The following is a 14,968-nucleotide window of genomic DNA, read 5'->3' as shown; positions in this document are numbered from 1 at the left end:
TGATTTCAGGTTGTGTTCGGTAACACGAGTTGTGGAGCACTCCCTCTGGGTCTTTTTGCAGGGCTTTTAGCCCTGCTTTTTCTTTTTTGGGCATCTCAAATGTTTGCCCTTTCTCTACGCGGGTTTGCTGTGGGAATTTGCTCAATGCTGAGCCTGACTCCTATTCTTCATCCGGTTCAATACCAAGCTCTTTCATCAGCTCAAGAGCCTGAGCCGGGATCCCATCGGCTTGGTCCTTTCGAAGATCCTCATCCTCAGGCAGAGGCTGCCCGGTGTAAGCGTGCAAAAACGCCTCACACAAGAGTTCACTGTTGGTGGCATGACGCAGGTTGTTCACCTGACGACGAGTCCTTTCATCGGTGAGGATCTTGAGTACTTTCAGAGGAATAGAAACGGTAATTTTTTTTACCTGCTGGCTTTTCTTTCCGTGCTCGGCATAGGGCGGGATATATTCGCCATTCCAAATCGTCATGGGGTACCTGAAATCTATTTTATCCGTGTGATTTAAGGGGCTAATTGTACCATTAGATTAAAATTTAGCAATCTAACTGTCTGGAGCTCTGGATGTCTGAGTTTGTCGGATGATAGCTCGAGCTAAGGTGGGAGATTACGCCGCGGGATCTCAGCATAATTCCCTCGACTCAGCAAGAGTTAGGCTCCAAAAGTGTGGGCTGAGAGTTTCTATTGGGATTGGGGGTTAGGGCATGCTATCGTGCGAGACTCATGAGTCGCATAAGCTGGAGGTGTAAACAGTATGCAGGAGTCGATCGCACAGGTAACTCCCGATGAAGCACGACGTTTATTGGCACAGGGAAATGCTCTGCTGGTAGATATTCGCGATCCCGATAGCTTTTCCAGGGGCCATGTGAAGGGCGCATTTCATCTGACCGATGCCAGCCTGTCACGCTTTATGCTGGAGGCTGACTTTGAGCAACCCATTATCGTGATCTGCTATCACGGGATCAGCAGTATTGGAGCGGCTCAATATCTGTTTAATCAGGGATTCTCCGAGGTATATAGCCTAAGAGGTGGTTTTGAGGCCTGGCAAAAAAGCTACCCGGATGAGGTGAAGGGCCAATGAGACAGCTACTGGTCATGGAAAATGCCGAAATGGCGCAGACGCTCATCGATTACCTCAAGACCCAACAAATCCCCTGCCACCTCAATCTATCCGAATATGGTGCCGAAATCTGGCTTGAGGATGAACAAAAGCTTCAGCAGGCCGAGCTGGAGATCCGCCGCTTCATGGCTGAGCCTGGTCATCCTCGTTACCGGAGTGCCTCCTGGCAGGTGGGACAGTCCTCACTGAAGCTTGGAACTTCCGGGCTTTCCGGAGTCTGGAGTAATGTGATCCTTCATGCCGGCCCGCTGACTCTGGTGATTGCGGCCCTGGCGATTGTGATCTACCTGTCGGGCTTTTTTGGATATGAGCAGCAGCTTTTCTATGCCCTATCGTTCCACACCAGGCTTGAAGCCCTGTGGAGTTGGCAGATTTGGCGGTATATCTCTCCGGCCTTGTTTCACTTTAGCTTGATGGCGCTGGTTTTTAACCTGCTATGGTGGTGGTACTTTGGTGGCATGATCGAGCGCCATAAGGGCAGCTTGCGTCTGCTATGGCTGCTGGTTCTCGGCGCCGGGATCTCCAACATGGTGCAGTTTTTGGTCAGTGGCCCGGCTTTTGGTGGCCTTTCCGGTGTGGTGTATGTCCTGTTAGGCTATGTGTGGTGGAGTCACTGGCTGGACAGAGATTCTCCGTTCTCGTTTCCTAAGGGGCTGGTCATCCTGATGCTGGTGTGGCTGGTGCTGGGCTTTTTTGACTTTTTCTCACCGTCACTGGCAAATGCGGCCCACCTGACCGGCTTGGTGGTTGGATGTCTGGAAGCCCTGGTTGAGCAAAAGCTCCATCGTAAATCCCGTTAACTCCCGGATTTGCAGGATCATGGAAGATCCTGCTGCCCCTCCTTAACCTCAGATCTGCATAAGCGCTTCCTTTTCAAGCCGAGACATTCGGATGCTCGGCTTCTTTTCCTGGAAGGTATATGCAATGAGGCCAGCAAGGAGATTCACCATAAAGCTGACGCAGCTACGATGCCGTGAGTGTTCTATCTGAGAGATGTTCTTCAGCTGATCAAAGACGGTTTCAATGATGAAGCGTTTGCGAAGCATCAGCTTATCCCATAGCCGCATCAACTTTGGTTTCATATTCTTCCTGATGCTGGTAATTAATGTGACCCCTTGGTCTGCCAGCTCTTCTGCAAGTGGTCCTGAAATATAGCCTTTATCTCCATAGAGTGAACCCCAGAGCTGCTCGCACATTTCAGGAAGAGGAGTTCTGTCATCAACATTGGCTGGGGTTAATTTGACCGAGATAACACCACCTTGATCATTGATGATAAGGTGCAATTTAAATCCATAAAACCACCCCATGGTTCCTTTGCCACGCTTGGCAGCACCTTGAAATACTTGATGTCGAGGGATGCGAAGGTTATGGCAAACCTGAAGTTTTGTTGAGTCGACGAATGCAATCCCAGTAGGTTTTGCTTGTCTGTGGGTGAAATAGGAGCACAAAGGGACAAGGGTCGTTTGCATCAATTTCAACATCCGGGTGTAACTCACCAGGCCGGGGAACTCGCTTTTCCAGTACTTACATACGAACTGAAGATAATAGGATTTAAAGTCTCGGAATCCCAAGCGATGGAATGCGATGACGATGGTCATCACTTCACTGACAGCCAGGCGAGAGGGTCTGTTCCGCTGCTTCACACCTAAGGAGATCTGCTGTTTTTGCCAAGCGGGTAGAAAGACCTGACAGAAATCATCGACATCAACGAAAATAGCTTCTAAATTGATCATGCCCAAGCTCCTTGGCGATTGATGGTTCTGGACAAACGATCAGATCGCAGCTTGGGCTTTTAGTTCCCCTCTTATGCGCAGCTCAGGTTCCTTAGATAATCTTTGTTTACATGGTCACCTCGCCCTTCAATAGACTTTTATTCCCGGATGAGGCAGTTTGTTGTGTACTTGGTTGAGGAAAAGAGCCACTTGTGATGGCTCACCATCACTTACAGGAAGGATGCTTGTGTCTCAGGTTCAAAGTATTTTAATGGCCCCCGGGGGCCGCAGTTTTCCCGGCTGGTTCAGGGATATTGGCGGATGGCCGACTGGGGGATGTCTCCCCAGCAACGACTCGCATTTATCAAACAGCACCTGGAGCTTGGGGTCACTACGGTCGATCACGCGGATATCTATGGCGACTATCGGTGTGAGACCCTGTTTGGTGAAGCCCTGAGGCTTGAGCCCGTGCAACGATCCAAGATGCAGATTGTCTCAAAGTGTGGGATAAAGTTGGTATCAGCGTCAACTCCCGAGCGTCAGATCAATCACTATGATACCAGCAAGGCGCACATAGTCCTCTCGGTTGAAAACTCTCTTAAGCGCCTGCATACCGATTACCTGGACCTGCTGCTGATCCATCGCCCAGACGCCTTGATGGACGCCGATGAGGTTGTCGAAGCATTTAATACGCTCAAAGAGTCAGGAAAGGTTCGACACTTTGGTGTCTCTAACTTTACTCCATCTCAGTTTGAGTTGTTGCAGTCACGCCTGGATCAACCCCTGGTCACCAATCAGGTCGAAATCAATCCACTCAACTTCACTGTGGTTGACGATGGCACTTTGGATCAGCTACAGAGATTAAGAGCTCGCCCTATGGCCTGGTCCTGCCTGGCGGGAGGAGATATTTTCTCAGCAAGGACTGAGCAGGGGCGCAGGGTACACCGTGAGCTGGAGTCGATCGCCGATGAGCTCGGATGCACCAGCCTGGATCAGGTGGTCTACGCCTGGATCATGACTCTGCCAAGCCAGCCGCTACCGATCATTGGTTCGGGACAGATCCAACGGGTCAAATCAGCCATAGATTCCCTGAGGTATCGGCTGACACCTGAGCAGTGGTATCGGGTGTGGGTGGCCTCCAGGGGACATTCCGTGCCCTAGGGGCTGTCGTCATAAGATGGCAGCCCATAGTGCTACACAACGTATTTGAACCGCCGCTTCAAATGAAGCGGTATTTTTTGCATATCGTGTCGCGATTCCTCGCCACCTCTTCAGATGAAGAAAAGCATTTTCTACCAAATGCCTAACTCTATAGAGACCTTTATCATGCTCCCGTAGCACCTTCCGGTTTCTCCTCGATGGAATAACCACTTTCATTCCCAGAAACTCGGCTTGGGAGACCAAGGCATTGGTATCGTAGCCTCTGTCAGCCAGTAAATACTCAGCATCGACACTATCAATCAGAGCCAAGGCCTGAGAACAGTCTGCCGTTGTACCTGAGGTAACAAAGCACTTAACAGGCATGCCATGAGAGTCTACAGCCAAGTGGATTTTACTGTTTAGCCCCCTTTTGTTATCCCCATATCCTGATTACCTCCCTGAGCACCGCTGGCATCTGGGTGGACTTTGATATGGCTGGCGTCGATCATCAGCCACTCAAAATCAGGCTCATGGATTAAACGTTCCTGGAGGCGAGCCCAAACTCCCTTATCACGCCAGCGACTGAAGCGTCGATGGGTATTTTTCCAGTCGCCATAATCGGGAGGAAGGTCTCTCCAAGGTGAGCCTGTCCTTAAAATCCAAAAAACAGCATTGATAAAGAGTCGGTTATCTCGACCCGCCTTTCCCCAATCACCTTTTCTTCCCAATATATGGGGTTCGATTAGGCTCCATACTCGGTCTGATATGTCATGGCGTCGGTGGGCTGGGCTCTTCATTGTGTAGTTCCAGATTAATGATGAAAGAATATATTGTACTCAAACTAGTCCGCTCATGACGACAGCCCCTAGAGCATTTTCTCCATAAATGGAGACAACGCTGTGATTAATCTCAGGCTTTACACGCTGACTCGCAATGCCGATTATCATCCATGATAACCCTTACCAGTTCGGCGTCCCTGCCTCTCGCTTGTTGCTATGCAACCACGCCCCTGGCCGCTCTGCTGCAGAAGGTCAGCTTAGCAAAGCCTGAAATTCTTTTAGTCGAGCCGAATGTGATTATTCTGATTAATCCGAAATAGCTCTAGATAGACATCAGCCATCGATCATTTGATATGGCTAAGATTAAAACTTAATTGCGCAGATGAGAGTTTCTGTTTCGCTTGCACACCTGTTTGGATTATCCTGCACAGGTAACCCGTTTCCAGTGCCGCCTTACGGCCATCTTACTTGAGGTATCCCATGGGATTAGTCTACTCCACCGAGACCGGTCGGATTCACCAGGAAAAAGCTCCCGCAGAGGCAAAACCATCTTCAGGGCCAAATGATGGGGTGATCCGTATCCTTCGCCAGACTAAGGGACGTAAGGGCAAGGGAGTCTGTATCATCACAGGGCTCAAGCTTAATGATGCTGAGCTCAAGCTTCTGGCCGGGAAGCTCAAAAAATTGTGTGGTTGTGGTGGTGCTATCAAGCAGGGGCAGATCGAGATCCAGGGCGATAACCGGGAAAAGCTCAAGGAGTATCTCGAAAAGCAGGGCTATAAGGTAAAACTGGCAGGCGGCTGACCCTTACCCTGCGGACTGATTTTTTTGCCTGAAGCTGCTGGTCAAGGTTGTTCTCAGACACCCTGTTTTTCAAGGCGCTAATAGGACTGGAGTGATGAAAGAGATAGGTAAAAATAGGCAGCTTCAGGAGTTTATGAAAAACAATACTTCCTTATTGGACTCTGAGCTAACAGGGCTTTCACTTGATCTATCGGCTGATGATCGAATGAGTGCGACACTTAAGTTTCATCTCCCTCAACATAGAGGTGTGAATACCATTACTCTTAGGCTCTCCGGTGTTCTTGAGTATGTATAAATTCTTACGTTGTGGGGATTCATCTTTTTACATTTCATTGGATCCTTATGATGAAACTCCATCATCCAGATGAAAGAGACCAGGACTTCATTCTTGCATCTGAGGTGACAGGGTATATTGAGTAGGGCTGTTTGCTTTGGGCTAAGAGGCAGCCTTTAACTTAACGAGCCATGGATGGCGAGCATCGTAGCTTGATGGAGGGACTCATCACGCGAAGAGAGCTTTTGATTACTTTTGGCGGTACAAAAGTAATGTGCTGTCGGCACCCCGAGACCTGTGGCGGCAGCCACAATATGAGCAGCATGCAATGCAACCCGGTTGCTATTAGGAAAAGTGAATTGCCGCAAAGCGGCAATCAGGCCATCCGCAGGATAAACCTCTCTCTTACCCCTGCAGGTAATGAATCGCCAGCCCGATAAACAGCAGGCCTCCGGCGTAGTTATTATTGAGAAAGGCTCGAAAGCATCCAGTGCGCACCCGGTGACGGATAAGATACTGCTGATAACCAAACAGCGCCGTCATGGCGGCCAGCCCGGTCAGATAAAAAGCTCCGAGCCGGGCAATCTCTCCCAGCAACAACAGGGGCAGCAGGGTCAGTAGCTGAAATATCCCAACCCACAGGCGATCGAAGCGACCAAACAGGATAGCGGTCGATTTGATGCCAATCCGAATATCATCATCCCGGTCGACCATGGCATACATGGTGTCATAGGCGATGATCCAAAAGTAGTTGGCAATAAATAGTAGCCAGGCGATGGGTGGAATATGCCCAAGGGATGCGGCAAATGCCATGGGGATCGGCCAGGAGAAGGCGATACCCAGAACAAACTGTGGCAGATGAGTGATCCGCTTCATGAAGGGATAACAGATGGTGACCACCAGCGCGATTATTGAGAGCAGGATAGTGAATCGGTTCAGAGTGAGCACCAGGCCGAATGCGATCAACACCAGGACGGTAAAGAGGCCCTTGGCCTCCTTTTCACTCAGGGTGCCACTGGGAAGGGGGCGGTTTGCGGTACGTTTGACCGCGCCATCAAGCTTTCGGTCAGCGAAGTCATTGATGATGCAACCGGCCGAGCGCATCACAAAAACCCCTATGACAAAAACCACAAGCAGGTGGAGGCTGGGAAAACCCTGGTTGGCAATCCACAGTGCCCACAGGGTTGGCCAGAGCAGCAGCAGGCTGCCAATTGGCTTATCCAGTCGGGTGAGTTGAGCATAGGCGGTGCAGCGTTGCCTGAGAGTCAGCTTCATTGATTATCCTTGTAAGCTGCCATCCCCGGAAGGAAAAGCTCATGAACCAGCAGAGGGTGTTGCTGATAATAGAGCATGGAACGGCGTCCCCACAAAGGCTCCGAACTCTGAAGCTTGATGTGGCGTAATACCTTAGGCGGCAGCTCATGTTGAGCAAATGTTGCTAATTGTAGCCTCTCCCGGCGCGCCTTTGAACCCTTGAACAGCAGCTCCCCAAGAGGTTGATCGGCTAGTTGCATCAGGGGGTGGCCGGTGGCCTGGATCGTTGTTTCCGGGATCAGGGTCCAGGCATAAACAGCAGGGCTCTCATCACAGCACAGTAATACCTCACGACCAAACAGCATGCCGTCATCAAGTAATCGGATCAGCTGATGTTGCTCATTGTTGTACCAGCTCTCACTAAGCCGCAGAACCTCGAAGTGGGCGCAGTGGCGTTTGAGGCGGGCCGTCATAGAATCCTGGGAGTTTAACCAGCCGCTGAGTCTATGAGGCAGGTTAGGAAAACAGGATGAATCCTGCCACTCAAGGCTTAACTGTGATGATAGTGATGATAATGCTGTCATATCCTCAGCTGCGATCTGTCTGAACCGGCTAAATGAAAAGGGGATTTATTATCAGGTAAAGCGAGATAAAATGTAAGGGAGCAAATGAAGCTCCTTTCTTGACGGTTATCTTTGGGGCACCAACACTAAAGTAGTGGGAAGATAATTAAGGGATTGTTGATGATGAAAGCCGCACTCTTTTCTTTTGCTCTGCTAATGCTGTTTGCCATCCCCCCGGTTTCCTATGTGTATGCTGAAGAGGAGGTTGCCCCGGCTGCCGAAGAGACATCGGGTGGAAAAAAAGAGTATGCCTACTTTGCATTTCGTCCCGATATCATCACCAATTACATCTCCAGGGGAAAGCACCTGGGTTATGTCAGGGTTACGGTTGAGGTGATGGTGGACAACAAGTCTGCTCTCGCCGCCGTAGAAACCCACGAGCCGCTGCTTCGAGATGCCCTGATCAAGATGCTGGGTAGTTTGACGGCGACTCAGGCAAGGTCCCTCAAGGAGCGAGAGCTGTTTCGCCTCAGGTGTAAGAATAAGCTCAACGAGCTGTTGGTTCAGGAGACAGGCAAAAAACTGATTAGTGAGCTGCTGTTCACCAAGTATATCTACCAGTAGCAGATGAATTGAGTGGAGCCCCCCGCAATGATTTGCGGGGTTTTTTCGTTGCCATTTAAAACCTACTGTATATACTCACAGTATATAGCTCATAACTTACTGAAAAGGCTGTGATGAGACCACTAACTCCCCGCCAGACTCAGGTGCTCGATCTGATCCGATCGCATATTCAGGCAACCGGCATGCCTCCGACCCGGGCAGAGATTGCACGAGAGCTTGGTTTTCGCTCCGCCAATGCTGCAGAGGAACACCTCAAGGCCCTGGCCCGCAAAGAGATGATCGAGATTGTTCCCGGTACTTCACGTGGGATCCGTTTGCTTGGAGAAGAGCTGGAGGCCGACAGTGAGTCAGGCTTGCCTCTAATCGGACAGGTAGCCGCCGGAGAGCCAATTTTAGCGGAGCAGCATATTGAGTCTCACTACCAGGTTGACCCGAGCCTGTTTCGACCCCGCGCCGATTTTTTACTGCGGGTACATGGGATGAGTATGAAGAATATCGGGATCATGGATGGGGATCTTTTGGCGGTGCATAAAACACAGGATGTACAAAATGGCCAGGTAGTGGTGGCCCGGGTTGGTGGTGAAGATGTCACGGTTAAGCGCTTTGAGCGTAAAGGAAACGAGGTGCTGCTTCATCCCGAAAATGAAGAACTCGATCCCATTATCGTAGATCTCAGTGTGCAGGAGTTGGCCATCGAGGGGCTGGCTGTGGGCATCATTCGAAACGCCGACTGGATGTAAAGCTTCAAGCCAAATCTCAGGCACTCCATCTCTTTGGGGCTATCAGGCCCCATCGCCTTTTCATCAGGCAATGAAACCGCTATGATCTGGCGGTTTTTTATGCGCCCTCTTTCGAGCCCGGTAAGTTTCCAGGATACTCTTTGCATGCTTCCAAGCTGGTTTGTTCAAAAATCTGCCCATCGGCGGGTATTTTCCCTCGCTCTGCCCATGGTACTGTCCAGTGTTTCCGTGCCTCTGCTGGGACTGGCGGATACGGTCGTAATCGGCCATCTGGATAAGTCCTGGTATCTGGGGGGAGTCTCAGTGGGCTCGATGGTGATCAACCTATTGTTCTGGCTGCTGGGCTTTTTGAGGATGTCCACCACAGGGCTGACCGCTCAGGCGCTAGGGGCAGGTGATGGACGTCAGCAGCTATTGATCCTGGGGCGCTCACTGTTGGTTGCACTGGTGCTGGCACTAATTATCTTATTGCTGCATTGGCCCCTGGCTCATTGGCTGTTTCAGCTGACGGGAGGCAGTACTGAGGTTCGCCACTATGCCGAAATCTATTTTAAGATCCGGGTATGGAGCGCCCCGGCTGCCCTGGCAAACCTTGCCCTATTGGGCTGGATGATCGGCATGCAAAACGCCCGGGGGCCGATGCTGCTGTTGATCCTTACCAATCTGGTCAACATAGTGCTGGATGTCTGGTTTGTGATTGGGCTTGGCTGGGGGGTTGCGGGCAGTGCCTCTGCATCAGTATTGGCTGACTATTGTGGATTAGCATTTGCGCTGCTCTATTGCTCTCGCATGCTTTCGCCCCTATGGAAAGAGTTCGGGGAGAAGCTCTGGCGACAGCTGGCGAGTGGTCGGGAGCTTCTGCTGATGATGGGGCTGAATCGGGATATCTTCATTCGTTCGCTGTGCCTGCAGCTCTGTTTTGCTTTCATGACGATGCAGGGTGCGGCGCTGGGTGACAATATTGTTGCCGCCAACGCCATTTTGCTGAATTTTCTGATGTTTATCTCCTATGGTCTGGATGGTTTTGCCTATGCCTCAGAGGCGATGGCGGGCCATGCCCTGGGTCGGGGAAAGCGATCTCAGTTTCGCCAGGTGGTGATCCTCAACCTGTTCTGGGGTGGCCTGGTTGCGATCGGCTTCTCGCTGGTTTATGGCCTGGGAGGTGATCTCCTGATCGGCCTTATTACCAGCCTCAAAGAGGTACAGCACAACGCCGAGCTCTATCTGCCCTGGCTGGTGGCGATCCCCATGCTAAGTGCCTGGTGCTTTATTCTCGATGGGGTATTCGTCGGGGCTACCTGGGCCAAGGAGATGCGCAATGCGATGCTGGTTGCGACGACTTGCTTTTTCTTCCCGATATGGTGGCTCCTGAGTAGCTATGGAAACCATGCTCTGTGGGCGGCGATGAGTGCTTTTATGCTAGGAAGGGGTCTGAGTATGGCGCTTATCCTGTGGCGCAAAGAGCGGCGCTTTAACCAGCTTTCTTTGGCTTAGGCTTCGGTAAGGCGGCGGTGACATAAGCTCCTTATATTAGAGCGGTCGCATTGTATTTCCTGAGTTTATTGTGTGAAAAGCGGTCCGCTTCAGAGCATCTCCGGCAGCGTTAGCTGAGCTTTAAAAACAATAGGATTTTTGGGTGTGCTGACCCATGGGTCTGGGCTAAAATTGTACCAGAAGCAGGCGTTTTGTTTCTCTGGATACAGGAGTGTGGACAGTGGCAGAGCCCGATAAAGCAACCAAAGAGGTCATAGAGAACGACCCGGCAGGCAAACCTATTCCTCAGGATAAGAAAGCCAAAAAGCCTGCCAATGATAAAAAGCCTGTCAGAAAAGGCGAGAGACTCTTTGATATCGTGTTTACCCTGCTCTGCATCCTTGCTGCGATCATCTTCGCGCTCTGGTGAGCCCCTTCTCGCAACTCTGGGAGCTTAAATCGCTCCCTCAAACCCAAGCTGGCGCCAACTTTCATACACGAACACGGCAACTGCGTTGGAGAGATTCATGCTCCGGCTATCCGGCTTCATCGGAATACGTACCCTCTGCTCCGGGGGTAAAGACTCCCTGATCTCTGGCGGTAGGCCCCGGGTTTCCGGTCCGAACAGCAAGACATCGCCGGCTTGATAATTTACTTCGTGGTGATAGCGGGTCGCCTTGGTGGTACAGGCAAAGATCCGGGCCGGGCCAACATCCTGCAGGAAACTTTCATAATCTTTGTGGCGTTTAACATTGACGAATTCATGATAATCCAGGCCCGCCCGACGTACCCGTTTTTCATTCCAGTCAAATCCAAGTGGCTCTATCAGGTGCAGAGCAAAACCTGCATTAGCACACAGCCGGATGATATTCCCTGTGTTGGGTGGGATTTCGGGTTGGTAGAGGGCAATCTGTAACATGAGGTTTTTACTGTCGAAATGAAAGCTCAGCAGCATACCCAGCTTGTGAGAGAAATGGAAGGTCTTAGCCAGATAGGGGTATAATCGGCTTTTCATTTTTTCTAAGAGGAGCACTGCTGTGGAGCAGCAATACTCTCGCCTGGTCAAATCAGCGGCCTGGGCTGCAACCCTTACGGCTGCAGTGTTAATCGTCGTTAAGCTGATCGCCTGGTTTACCACGGATGCGGCCAGTATTCTGGCAGCTCTGACCGATTCCATGCTGGATATCTCCGGCTCTTTGATTAACCTTTTAGCGATCCGTTTTGCGATGACCCCCGCCGATGAAAATCATAGATTCGGTCATGGTAAAGTCGAATCCCTGGCTGTATTGGCCCAGTCTGCCTTCATTAGTGGCTCGGCGGTTCTTCTGGTGATCCATGGGATTTCATCCCTAATTTCGCCTCAGCCGCTCTCTCATCTGGGAGCTGGCATGGGAGTGATGCTATTTTCTGTCGTAGCAACCTTGATCCTGGTGTCTTTCCAGCGTTATGTGATCAAGAGGACCGGCTCTTTGATGATCAAGGCTGATTCGTTGCATTACCAGACGGATCTCTTTTTGAATTTTGGGGTACTTTTGGCTCTGGCGCTCTCCTATTTTGGTTGGCTGTGGGCCGATGGTTTGTTCACCCTGCTCTTGGGGGGCTATATTCTCTATGGTGCACTGAAGATCGGTTATGATGCAGCCCAGTCCCTGATGGACAGGGAGCTTCCCGAAGAGGAGCAAAAGCGGATCCTCGAGTTAACCTCCGGGATTGAGGGTGTTTATGGGGTTCACGATCTCAGGACCCGCCAGGCGGGGCCGACCCGGTTTATCCAGTTCCACTTAGAGCTTGATGACAGCCAGCCTCTGCTGGAGGCCCATGCGCTTGCCGACAGGGTGGAGCAGCGGGTGCTTGAGGAGTTTCCCGGGGCCGATGTGATTGTCCACATGGATCCTCTCTCTGTAGTTCCCAAAGAGCTGCGTAATCAGGGGCATTGGGGGAGTCGAGCCTAGCCATGGCTTTAAACATTGAAGTAGCTCGGATTTTTTAACGATCGATTACTCATGGAGTCTTGTTGAGGCCATGAGTAATAGGTATCCTGCATAGATACAGGGAATTTTATTGGTCAAGCAATAACAGGTGGGAATTCATTATGTCTTTCGAAGTGTTTGAAAAATTGGAAGCTAAGGTTCAGGCGGCAGTTGACACCATTTCGCTACTCCAAATGGAGCTTGAAGAGTTGCGTGGGCAGAATGAGCACCTTCGCCAGGAAAATGAGCACATGCGTAACGAAAACGATCATATGCGCAATGAGCACAACCATTGGCAAGAGCGTCTGCATGCCCTGTTGGGAAAAATTGAACAGGTCGAAGAGAATGTGTAAATCAAAAACGCCAGCATTAGCTGGCGTTTTTGTATGAGTTATTCAATATCAAGGGGTTCGGGCGAGAGGATGATGCCTGTGGTATCGGCATACAGGTGATCCTCTGGCAAGAAGGTGACGCTTGCAAAGTTGACCGCCGCATCCCGCTCTCCACTCACCTCACTATCGGCTCCAACCGGAATCGATGCCAGTGCCTGGATCCCTATATCCAGCTCTTCCAGGGTGTCAACTTCACGCACACAGCCGTAGCAGACAATCCCTTCCCAGCCATTCTCAGTGGCAATCTCAGCGATCTCGGCATCGATTAACGCTCTGCGCAGCGAGCCACCACCATCGATCAGCAGCACCCGGCCAACACCGTTCTCCTGAACCACTTCAGATAGCAACCCATTGCTCTCAAAGCACTTTACCGTGGTGATGATACCGCCAAATGAATTTCGTCCACCAAAGGTGGTAAACATGGGCTCGGCAACATCGACCATATCAAGATAGGTATCACAAAGCTCAGAAGTATTGTATTCCATTATCAGCCCTCGCGTATTGGGACCCAGAAAACTCTGATCTCCAGTATAAAGGCTTCAAAAGTGTTTTCAACGGCTAGGCTGTTTTTCCCGCCATCTGTCGTATCAGATGCTGACATAGAACAAAAAGGGGTAAGATTTTGCGACTTATGAGGCTAAAAGTGAGTTGCTGCTGAGAGGTGCTAAGAGCCAGGTATTTGAGGAGGATGAAAAGGGGGGGTAGTGGGATAAAAATCGCCAGTGCGGGCAGAAGAAAGAGCCATGCCAAAGAGCATGGCTCCTGAGGTTTACAGGATGAAGCGGCTCAGATCTTCATTCTCAACCAGGGTTCCCAGGTGCTGGTCGACATACTCTGCATCAATGATGAAGGTGTCACCAGATTTCTCCGAGGCATCATAGGAGATCTCCTCCATCAGGCGCTCCATGACGGTATGCAGACGGCGAGCTCCGATATTTTCGGCTTGTTTGTTCACAGTCCAGGCCGCCTTGGCGATGGCATCGATTCCCTCTTTGGTGAACTCAATATCGACCGATTCGGTCTTCATCAGTGCCTGATACTGTTCGGTCAGCGAGGCATTTGGCTCGGTCAGGATCCGCACGAAGTCTTCACTGGTCAGATCGGAGAGCTCGACACGAATTGGCAGGCGTCCCTGCAGCTCAGGGATCAGATCCGATGGACGGGCCACCTGGAAGGCGCCGGAGGCGACAAACAGGATGTGGTCGGTTTTCACCATGCCATGCTTGGTATTGATGGTTGAACCTTCAATGAGTGGCAGCAGGTCGCGCTGAACCCCTTCACGGGAAACATCCGGGCCACTGCTCTCGCCACGCTTACAGATCTTATCGAACTCATCGATAAATACGATACCGTGGTTTTCAACCGCAGCTATAGCCAGCTCTTTGAGCTCCTCGGGATTGACCAGCTTGGCCGCTTCCTCTTCGATGAGCTGCTTCTGAGCATCTTTAACCCGCAGCTTGCGGGCCTTCTTGGTGCCACCACCAGAGATGTTTTGGAACATGCTTTGTAGCTGGTTGGTCATCTCCTCCATGCCCGGAGGTGCCATGATCTCAACGCCGACCTGAGGCTGTGACAGCTCGATCTCGATCTCTTTATCGTCGAGCTGGCCTTCACGCAGCTTTTTACGGAAGATCTGACGGGTATTGTCGTTGCTCGGCTTCTCGTCCTTGTTCCAGTTGTCTTTAGGTGTTGGCAGCAGGGCATCGAGGATGCGCTCCTCGGCATTCTCTTCGGCGCGATAGCGAACCCGCTCCATCTCCAGCTCACGGGTCAGCTTCATCGAAACATCGGTCAGATCGCGGATGATGGAGTCAACCTCTTTGCCCACATAGCCAACCTCGGTGAATTTTGTCGCCTCAACCTTGATAAAGGGAGCATTGGCAAGCTTTGCCAGGCGGCGGGCGATCTCTGTCTTACCGACACCGGTAGGGCCGATCATCAGGATATTCTTGGGCGTGACTTCCTGACGAAGCTCTGGCTCAAGTTGCATCCGGCGCCAGCGGTTACGCAGGGCGATCGCAACGGCGCGCTTTGCATCATTCTGGCCGATAATGTGGCGGTCCAGCTCATGGACAATCTCTCTGGGAGTCATTTCAGACATGGTTTGAAATCCTGTATTTGCA

Annotated in this window: 19 protein-coding genes; 11 read left to right on the top strand and 8 right to left on the bottom strand. The window is 51.2% G+C overall.

The features are described 5' to 3' along the window. Positions 1-160 precede the first annotated feature (160 nt). The gene (gene metJ, locus DB847_RS21380; protein WP_108652485.1) at positions 161-472 is read right to left on the bottom strand and encodes a met regulon transcriptional regulator MetJ; all 312 of its coding nucleotides are present in this window, start codon (positions 470-472) and stop codon (positions 161-163) included. A 282-nt stretch (positions 473-754) separates the two neighbouring features. Here metJ and glpE point away from each other — a divergent pair, with 282 nt between their 5' ends. Continuing rightward, positions 755-1,081, top strand: coding sequence for a thiosulfate sulfurtransferase GlpE (gene glpE / locus DB847_RS21375; protein WP_108652484.1), 327 nt, complete (start codon positions 755-757; stop codon positions 1,079-1,081). After that, a complete protein-coding gene (gene glpG / locus DB847_RS21370; protein WP_108652483.1) occupies positions 1,078-1,920 on the top strand; it encodes a rhomboid family intramembrane serine protease GlpG in 843 nt (280 codons plus the stop codon). Before glpE ends, glpG begins: the two co-directional genes overlap by 4 nt. Positions 1,921-1,968: 48 nt before the next feature. Here glpG and DB847_RS21365 read toward each other — a convergent pair whose 3' ends face one another. Further along, on the bottom strand, positions 1,969-2,853 hold the full coding sequence (locus tag DB847_RS21365; RefSeq protein ID WP_108649402.1) for an IS982 family transposase: 885 nt from the start codon (positions 2,851-2,853) through the stop codon (positions 1,969-1,971). A gap of 300 nt (positions 2,854-3,153) precedes the next feature. Here DB847_RS21365 and DB847_RS21360 point away from each other — a divergent pair, with 300 nt between their 5' ends. Continuing rightward, positions 3,154-3,993, top strand: a complete 840-nt coding sequence (locus tag DB847_RS21360; protein WP_108652482.1) for an aldo/keto reductase — start codon at positions 3,154-3,156, stop codon at positions 3,991-3,993. Positions 3,994-4,002: 9 nt separating this feature from the next. On the opposite strand, the gene DB847_RS21355 is transcribed toward DB847_RS21360, so the two are convergent. After that, a protein-coding gene (locus DB847_RS21355) for an IS5 family transposase (RefSeq protein ID WP_108650678.1) occupies positions 4,003-4,769 on the bottom strand; the annotation gives its coding sequence in 2 pieces (ribosomal slippage) (positions 4,003-4,394 and positions 4,394-4,769; 768 coding nt in all). A 462-nt stretch (positions 4,770-5,231) separates the two neighbouring features. Between DB847_RS21355 and yciH the strand changes: the two genes are divergently transcribed. Beyond that, positions 5,232-5,555 (top strand): stress response translation initiation inhibitor YciH, encoded by a 324-nt coding sequence (yciH, locus tag DB847_RS21350; RefSeq protein ID WP_108652481.1) that lies wholly within the window; start codon positions 5,232-5,234, stop codon positions 5,553-5,555. Between the two features lie 94 nt (positions 5,556-5,649). Further along, entirely contained in the window at positions 5,650-5,850 is a 201-nt protein-coding gene (locus DB847_RS21345) for a hypothetical protein (protein WP_108652480.1), read from the top strand. 384 nt (positions 5,851-6,234) lie between these two features. Here the strand turns inward: DB847_RS21345 and ubiA are convergent, their stop codons facing one another. Both ubiA and DB847_RS21335 read right to left on the bottom strand, forming a co-directional pair. Next, the gene (gene ubiA, locus DB847_RS21340) at positions 6,235-7,104 is read right to left on the bottom strand and encodes a 4-hydroxybenzoate octaprenyltransferase (RefSeq protein ID WP_108652479.1); all 870 of its coding nucleotides are present in this window, start codon (positions 7,102-7,104) and stop codon (positions 6,235-6,237) included. Then, positions 7,101-7,667, bottom strand: a complete 567-nt coding sequence (locus tag DB847_RS21335; protein ID WP_108652478.1) for a chorismate--pyruvate lyase family protein — start codon at positions 7,665-7,667, stop codon at positions 7,101-7,103. The genes ubiA and DB847_RS21335 overlap by 4 nt, the downstream gene beginning before the upstream one ends. A gap of 162 nt (positions 7,668-7,829) precedes the next feature. On the opposite strand from DB847_RS21335, the gene DB847_RS21330 reads away from it, so the two are divergent. The 4 genes from DB847_RS21330 (at position 7,830) to DB847_RS21315 (ending at position 10,913) form a co-directional block, all read left to right on the top strand. Next, entirely contained in the window at positions 7,830-8,270 is a 441-nt protein-coding gene (locus DB847_RS21330; RefSeq protein ID WP_234418457.1) for a flagellar basal body-associated FliL family protein, read from the top strand. Positions 8,271-8,383: 113 nt separating this feature from the next. After that, on the top strand, positions 8,384-9,010 hold the full coding sequence (gene lexA, locus DB847_RS21325; RefSeq protein ID WP_108652477.1) for a transcriptional repressor LexA: 627 nt from the start codon (positions 8,384-8,386) through the stop codon (positions 9,008-9,010). A gap of 144 nt (positions 9,011-9,154) precedes the next feature. Then, the gene (dinF, locus tag DB847_RS21320; protein ID WP_108652476.1) at positions 9,155-10,504 is read left to right on the top strand and encodes an MATE family efflux transporter DinF; all 1,350 of its coding nucleotides are present in this window, start codon (positions 9,155-9,157) and stop codon (positions 10,502-10,504) included. A 220-nt stretch (positions 10,505-10,724) separates the two neighbouring features. Then, entirely contained in the window at positions 10,725-10,913 is a 189-nt protein-coding gene (locus tag DB847_RS21315) for a hypothetical protein (protein WP_108652475.1), read from the top strand. 24 nt (positions 10,914-10,937) lie between these two features. Here DB847_RS21315 and trmL read toward each other — a convergent pair whose 3' ends face one another. Continuing rightward, positions 10,938-11,402, bottom strand: a complete 465-nt coding sequence (gene trmL / locus DB847_RS21310; RefSeq protein WP_108653057.1) for a tRNA (uridine(34)/cytosine(34)/5-carboxymethylaminomethyluridine(34)-2'-O)-methyltransferase TrmL — start codon at positions 11,400-11,402, stop codon at positions 10,938-10,940. A 118-nt stretch (positions 11,403-11,520) separates the two neighbouring features. Here trmL and DB847_RS21305 point away from each other — a divergent pair, with 118 nt between their 5' ends. Both DB847_RS21305 and DB847_RS21300 read left to right on the top strand, forming a co-directional pair. Beyond that, complete coding sequence (locus tag DB847_RS21305; protein WP_108652474.1) at positions 11,521-12,435, top strand: cation diffusion facilitator family transporter; 915 nt, start codon at positions 11,521-11,523, stop codon at positions 12,433-12,435. 140 nt (positions 12,436-12,575) lie between these two features. Further along, positions 12,576-12,806, top strand: a complete 231-nt coding sequence (locus tag DB847_RS21300; RefSeq protein WP_108652473.1) for a cell division protein ZapB — start codon at positions 12,576-12,578, stop codon at positions 12,804-12,806. Between the two features lie 38 nt (positions 12,807-12,844). On the opposite strand, the gene rraA is transcribed toward DB847_RS21300, so the two are convergent. Both rraA and hslU read right to left on the bottom strand, forming a co-directional pair. Beyond that, positions 12,845-13,330 carry a ribonuclease E activity regulator RraA gene (rraA, locus tag DB847_RS21295; protein ID WP_108652472.1) on the bottom strand — a complete coding sequence of 162 codons (486 nt, stop codon included), beginning with the start codon at positions 13,328-13,330 and terminating at the stop codon, positions 12,845-12,847. Positions 13,331-13,614: 284 nt separating this feature from the next. Then, entirely contained in the window at positions 13,615-14,946 is a 1,332-nt protein-coding gene (hslU, locus tag DB847_RS21285) for an HslU--HslV peptidase ATPase subunit (protein WP_108652470.1), read from the bottom strand. Positions 14,947-14,968 lie beyond the last annotated feature (22 nt).

It is taken from the genome of Dongshaea marina (assembly GCF_003072645.1).
Lineage (GTDB): Bacteria > Pseudomonadota > Gammaproteobacteria > Enterobacterales > Aeromonadaceae > Dongshaea > Dongshaea marina.
This window is presented reverse-complemented; position numbering and strand designations above follow the sequence as displayed.

Coding starts and splice junctions, on each gene's coding strand:
- metJ (WP_108652485.1), bottom strand. CDS start 472: ATGACGATTTGGAATGGCGAATATATCCCGCCCTATGCCGAGCACGGA.
- glpG (WP_108652483.1), top strand. CDS start 1,078: ATGAGACAGCTACTGGTCATGGAAAATGCCGAAATGGCGCAGACGCTC.
- lexA (WP_108652477.1), top strand. CDS start 8,384: ATGAGACCACTAACTCCCCGCCAGACTCAGGTGCTCGATCTGATCCGA.
- DB847_RS21300 (WP_108652473.1), top strand. CDS start 12,576: ATGTCTTTCGAAGTGTTTGAAAAATTGGAAGCTAAGGTTCAGGCGGCA.
- glpE (WP_108652484.1), top strand. CDS start 755: ATGCAGGAGTCGATCGCACAGGTAACTCCCGATGAAGCACGACGTTTA.
- DB847_RS21335 (WP_108652478.1), bottom strand. CDS start 7,667: ATGACAGCATTATCATCACTATCATCACAGTTAAGCCTTGAGTGGCAG.
- hslU (WP_108652470.1), bottom strand. CDS start 14,946: ATGTCTGAAATGACTCCCAGAGAGATTGTCCATGAGCTGGACCGCCAC.
- DB847_RS21360 (WP_108652482.1), top strand. CDS start 3,154: ATGGCCGACTGGGGGATGTCTCCCCAGCAACGACTCGCATTTATCAAA.
- rraA (WP_108652472.1), bottom strand. CDS start 13,330: ATGGAATACAATACTTCTGAGCTTTGTGATACCTATCTTGATATGGTC.
- DB847_RS21330 (WP_234418457.1), top strand. CDS start 7,830: ATGAAAGCCGCACTCTTTTCTTTTGCTCTGCTAATGCTGTTTGCCATC.
- DB847_RS21345 (WP_108652480.1), top strand. CDS start 5,650: ATGAAAGAGATAGGTAAAAATAGGCAGCTTCAGGAGTTTATGAAAAAC.
- trmL (WP_108653057.1), bottom strand. CDS start 11,402: ATGTTACAGATTGCCCTCTACCAACCCGAAATCCCACCCAACACAGGG.
- yciH (WP_108652481.1), top strand. CDS start 5,232: ATGGGATTAGTCTACTCCACCGAGACCGGTCGGATTCACCAGGAAAAA.
- dinF (WP_108652476.1), top strand. CDS start 9,155: ATGCTTCCAAGCTGGTTTGTTCAAAAATCTGCCCATCGGCGGGTATTT.
- DB847_RS21365 (WP_108649402.1), bottom strand. CDS start 2,853: ATGATCAATTTAGAAGCTATTTTCGTTGATGTCGATGATTTCTGTCAG.
- ubiA (WP_108652479.1), bottom strand. CDS start 7,104: ATGAAGCTGACTCTCAGGCAACGCTGCACCGCCTATGCTCAACTCACC.